The sequence below is a fragment of the Gemmatimonadota bacterium genome (assembly GCA_016719105.1).
Lineage (GTDB): Bacteria > Gemmatimonadota > Gemmatimonadetes > Gemmatimonadales > Gemmatimonadaceae > SCN-70-22.
Genome location: JADKAQ010000041.1, coordinates 1 through 5,231, shown reverse-complemented (window position 1 = coordinate 5,231; position 5,231 = coordinate 1). Strand labels below are relative to the sequence as shown.

The 5,231-nt window shown below is 65.0% G+C and carries 2 protein-coding genes and 1 pseudogene; 2 read left to right on the top strand and 1 reads right to left on the bottom strand.

Annotated features, from left to right (window positions below; translation table 11 throughout):
• Window positions 1-18: 18 nt before the first annotated feature.
• Complete coding sequence (locus IPN47_23915) at window positions 19-1,065, top strand: DUF4238 domain-containing protein (GenBank protein ID MBK9411028.1); 1,047 nt, start codon at window positions 19-21, stop codon at window positions 1,063-1,065.
• Window positions 1,066-1,302: 237 nt separating this feature from the next.
• Here the strand turns inward: IPN47_23915 and IPN47_23910 are convergent.
• Window positions 1,303-2,858: pseudogene (locus IPN47_23910) on the bottom strand (IS1182 family transposase).
• A gap of 983 nt (window positions 2,859-3,841) precedes the next feature.
• On the opposite strand from IPN47_23910, the gene IPN47_23905 reads away from it, so the two are divergent.
• Complete coding sequence (locus tag IPN47_23905) at window positions 3,842-4,834, top strand: hypothetical protein (protein MBK9411027.1); 993 nt, start codon at window positions 3,842-3,844, stop codon at window positions 4,832-4,834.
• The last annotated feature ends 397 nt before the right edge of the window (window positions 4,835-5,231 follow it).

Sequence of the window (5,231 nt, the reverse complement as noted above, 5' to 3'; positions counted from 1 at the left end):
TCCGGACCCGTGTGAACGATGCATCGCGACAACCACTACGTTCCCCGCAGTTACCTGAAGCGTTGGTCGTCGGATGGGAAGCGCGTTTGGGTCTATCGCGTACTAGTGCCTCACGAGAGTGTGCCTACGTGGCGACGGACCTCGACCCGAGGAATCGCCTACCATGAGCATCTCTACACCAGAGTCGCGGCGTCAGGAGAGAGCGACGAGCTCGAGCGGTGGCTGGATGCGGAGTTCGAAGCCCCGGCCGAGGATGCGATAGGTAGAGCAGTTGCGAACAAGTCTCTTTCCCGCCACGACTGGCGGTTGCTCGTCCGATTCTTCGCGGCCCAGGATGTTCGCACTCCGGCGCGCCTCCTCGAGAACCTGAAGCGCTGGTCTTCGTGGTTGCCCGATCTCATGCAGCGCACGGTGACTGATTCTGTCGCGAAACTTGAGACCATGAGCCCGTCGGAGCGCGCTACCCTCACCGCCAATGCGCTGCCTGGAGACGGCCTCCCGTTTCGAGTTACAACGGAGCGGCGACCTGGCGAGACGGGAGGTTGGCTGAAGGGCGAGACGATCGCGGGACGCGGCCTTTGGCTCTGGAGCATGCGTCACCTCCTCAGTGGCGAGCCGCTCGAAGCGCTGTGCAAACATCGGTGGACGATTCTCGCCCCTCCGGACGGTCAGACATGGTTTACGAGCGATGACCCGGTGCTGAAGTTGAACTTCAATGGTGTCGAGGACTACAACTTTGGTGGCGGCTGGGGCAGCGTCGGCACGGACCTCTTCCTTCCGCTCAGCCCGTATCACATGCTGTATACGCAGATTGGGAGACCTGTGCCGACCCGCGGAGCGAGGTTGGACTCCGAGAGGGCCGCTCTCGTTCGTCGTTTCATCGCCGAACGTGCGCACCGGTACGTCTTCGCAAGCAGTCCTGACCAGACGGTACCTCTTCTCCGTCCTCGCACGGTAGACGCAGCCGAGTTAAGGCGAGAGCAGGCAGAATGGGCTCGATGGCACAACGACCAGTCCACCGCGGAGAGGGAGTTGATGGGCTGGCAAAAGTGCGCCGCCACCTAACGAACGCTGCACCAGACGGGCGAGCTGGGGAAGGCGCGCGGCTCCGCCGCGCGCTCTTATTGGGTTCGCCCGCAGGTGAGCTGAAACGTTGAGGATGTAGAATAAGCCTGCGTGCACTGCCGGCGACCGCGCGATGCGCGACGTTATCCTCCGTGTGTTGGCGAATCGGCGGCAGGTGCGGTCCCCATGGAGCGGCGGGCCTCGCGCGGCGCCTGATGGCGCGCGTCCGCAAGCGCGTTAGGCGGCGTACCCCGCGTGGGCCAGCTTCTCGATGTTGTGGACCAGGCAGAAGAGCTTCCACTGCCCGTCCACCTTGGTGCGGCCGCGCAGCGTGAAGCGCGCGAGCCCCTTGTTGTGGCGAAGGTTCGCGAAGACCGGCTCCACCGTCGCGAAGCGCCGCCCGTACTGCGCACGCCCCTCGGCGGAGTCGAGGCGCCGTTGCATCTGCCGGGTGTAGCTCAGGGCGCCCCGGCGCCGGCCCGTCGAAGAACATCACCTGCCGTGTCTCGGTCCGGTCGGGCGTCCGCAGGCACCGCGCGCGATGCATGCACGGCACGCAGTCCCGTTTCGCGCCGCGGAACTGCGCGCCGCGGTAGCCCTTGATGACCAGGTCCTTGCCCTTTCGATAGAGCGATTTCCCCGCCGGGCACACACACGTGCGGGCCACGGGATCGAAGGTGAAGTCATGGGGCTGGTACACCGGCAAGCGCGTCGAGGGGCGCGACTTGTCGTGCAGCGGGTCGGGCCCCTGCTGATGGCGCGCCTGCGTCGCGAAGCGCTCATCCCTGGCGCGCATGCCGTTGTCCGCGATCAGCGCGGGACGGCCCTGCGCCGCGAGGGCGCGGAGGTTCGCTTCACTGTGGTAGCCGGCGTCTGCCGTGATGAGCGTGGCCGTCGTCGCGTGCGGCGCGAGCGCGGCAACGACCGGCAGCAGGAGTTCCTGTTCCGTCCCGGTGCCGTGCGCTTGCGCGTCCACGATGATCTGGGCCTTCGCATCCACCGCGGCGACAGCCGTGTAACCCTGCACGACGCCCTTGCCCGTCGCCATCTTCGCGCTGTCGGGATCCGTGCGATTGCTCAGGCGCACGGCGCCTTTGGCGCTGCGCCGGTCGTCGGGATGTGCGGCGAGCCACGCCCGCAGCTGCACCGCGTCGCGCTCGAGCCGCGCCAAGCGCTCGCGTCCCGCGCCCGCCGTTGTCGGGGTCCGTCCGGTGGGTCGGGCGGCCCCTCCTCCGTCGCGTCGGTCGCTTGATGCCGCGTGAGCATCCGCGCGGCGGCGGCTTCCAGCTTCTCGGCCTGGCGTTCAAGTCGGCGCGCTTCCCGCTGCGCCGCTTGGACGCGTTGCTCGGGAGCTTCACGCCATCGATCGCGAACATCCTCCCGGCCGATCAGCCCCTGCTGATCACACACCGCGAGGACGGCCGCGAAGACGTGGGCGATGTCCGAGGCCGAGGCCGCTGACGAACGCGGCGATCGTCGTGAAGTGCGGGTGCGTGTTCCGCAGAGCGCGATGAAGGTCACGTGCTCCTCGCAGAGTCGGGCGATCGCCCGGCTGCTGACGATCCCGCGCGCGTAGGCACAGAGCACCACCTTGAGCAGCACCGCCGGGGGATACGCGGGCGCGCCCGTGGTGTCGTTCCGGAACCGGACGTCGAAGCGCGACAGGTCGATGGCATGGTTTCGAGCAGGTGGTCGACCGCGTGCTCGAAGGTGCCGGGGAGGAGCTGCGCCGCCAGGTTGACCGGGAGCAGCCGGGGGGTTGGTGTCGATCGCCTTGTAGCGGGCCATGGGATCTCGACGGCAGCGGGAACGGCCAGATTCGCTGCCGGGGAACCGCCGCACCCCGTGAAGTTCCGTGTCCACAGCGCGGGCATCGACGGGGTTTTCCTACAGCCACGTTAGGCGGCATCGCAGGTGGACTCACTTATCTGGCGGTAGCTCCGCCGCGTTACGTGCAGATGAGAGGGCAACATGAGAACCAGCGCATGAATGAGCCTAGGCACGAGCGCACCGTCGGAGGAGTCCTTTCCCGACTGGTGGAGTCGGCGGCGAAAGGACTGCGGGGTCTATCCACCAGTCTCCGTGCGCACGTGGTCGAGCTCCTCGTTGCGCCGTTGCTTGTCGGCATCGCTCTTCTGATCTTGGATCGAGACACCGAGCCTTGGAGTGCCCCACTTGCCTCCGCTGAGGCAGCCTTCACTCGGGGCGAACTTGGCCTCGCACTCGCGAGCTTCCAGGAGGTTGCAAAGGTTCTTCCGGCACTGGACCTACGGAAGCACAGACTCGACTAATGCTGGGGTGGGCCAAGGCGGAGCTAGCGCTCGCGGACTCTCTTACTGCATCGCGAGATACACTTGCGGCGCGAGCCCTCGTACGCCTTGACTCGGCGGCGGTGCTAGGCCACGCTCAGAAAAGTGATCGTGTGGCAGCAGAACTCCACCTGCAGCGCGCGCTGGCGCACTTCCTGTTGGGTCAGATCAGGGTGCCTCTTGAACACTATCACACTGCAATTGCCAGTCTCGCCTCACTGGACCCGCGAGCTATACAGAGCCCTGCGGAGCAAGCACAAGCCCTACGCGTTGCTGGTACGACGCGCGCACTGCTTGCCCAATTCGACCGCGAGCGAGCAAGTGCGCTGCTGCAAGTGGCAGATAGTCTGCTACGACAGTTGCGCCTCAAGTGCATACGCAACACGTGTCCACGGGAGCGAGCAGCTGCGGCACTCAATCTAGGGTTTGTCCACACCCTCCTCGCAACAATGGGTCGTGGGAGCGCCATGCGACAGGAGGCGGCGGAAGCAGTCACATGGTTCGATGACGCGAAGGCCGCGTATTCGATGGAGAGTCACCCGCTTCGGCACGGACTGTCTCGTGCGAATCTGTCGGCAGCGTTGCGAGAAATGAGCCAGTTCGATCGACGAGTCCCTTTCCTCAGGCGCTCTGCGGAAGAGGGACGACAGGCGCGCGCAATCCTATCTCGCATTCCGGCAGCTGCACTGTTTGCTCGCATTGCAGAGTTTAATGAGCTTACGGCACTACATCGCATTGGCGACCTTACGGGAGACTCCACCTCGCTGCTGAACGGGCTCGCTCTCGCGCGCGGCGCCATAGAGCGCACCCCGGCTTCGTCGGATGTGCTGCGACATGCACAGATTATGCAAGAAGTCGGCATCGGTCTTACGAGACTCGCCGAACAATCACGCGGGTCAGAGCGGTTCGAAGAAGCGCTCGCTGCTCTGAGGGAGGCCGGGCAGAGTCTCACGAAAGAACGATATCCGGTTCTGCACGGGAGGCTGCTCGTACAGATGGCGTTCACACGCCAACTGCAGGTCTATCGAACCGCCAACCTGCAGCAAGCGCTCCAGGCCCTCAGAGATCTGAGAGATGGCTATGATCTGATACGGCGTACCGCATCGGACTACGACATCGCGGCGGTAGCGGTCGTCCGAGCGGCTCTTCTGATAGCGGCATTTGGGGGAAACGCGGACTCGATGAAGGTTGCGATAGACACCTTGCGTGCAGCCGAGCGGACCTCCTCTGATGCAGGTCTGGGGTTCTCCTCTGCGGAGGCTCGCTATTACCTCGGCCTTGCGCTGGCGCAGAGGGCGCTAAGCGATGCACCGCCCAGAGAGCGTCAGTGGGGGGAGGTCGCGGTAGTGTTCAGCGGCGTTCTCGGCGATACCGGTCGAGCCTCGCGGCGGTCAGAGTCTCCGCTAAATTGGCCGACGCTGCCAAGCACGTTAGCGCCTTTGAGCGGGGCACCAGATTGATCCTGCCCCAGTTTCGTGTACACCCTACGAAGAAGGGGTGGGCGAGATGAATCGACGGTGATGATCGGCCCGGATCCTCGGCGGTATCGCTGATGGGCTCGTAGCCAAGGGCCGCATAACCACGGGCTGCACTTGACAGCTGCCTAAGGATGGCCGACCCGCCCCGGGCCCGGTAGAATGTCCAAAGACTGGGCCGGGGCGGGTCGGCATTTATTGCTGCGGCTGCAAGTGAGCCCGGATCGTTATGCGGCACTCGAACGCTCGCACTGCGATACTCGCGCGCTGTCTGCTATCGGCCAGAAGCGGACGATCAAGGGCAGGGCCGTGGTCGAGGGATCAACCGAGACTGGGATGTCAAGAACGCCTCCGTTGGCGTTTCGAATCCGCCTGCAATCTG

Excerpts from the sequence above, each read along its gene's own strand:
- IPN47_23915 (MBK9411028.1), top strand. The coding sequence starts at position 19 with ATGCATCGCGACAACCACTACGTTCCCCGCAGTTACCTGAAGCGTTGG.
- IPN47_23905 (MBK9411027.1), top strand. The coding sequence starts at position 3,842 with ATGCGACAGGAGGCGGCGGAAGCAGTCACATGGTTCGATGACGCGAAG.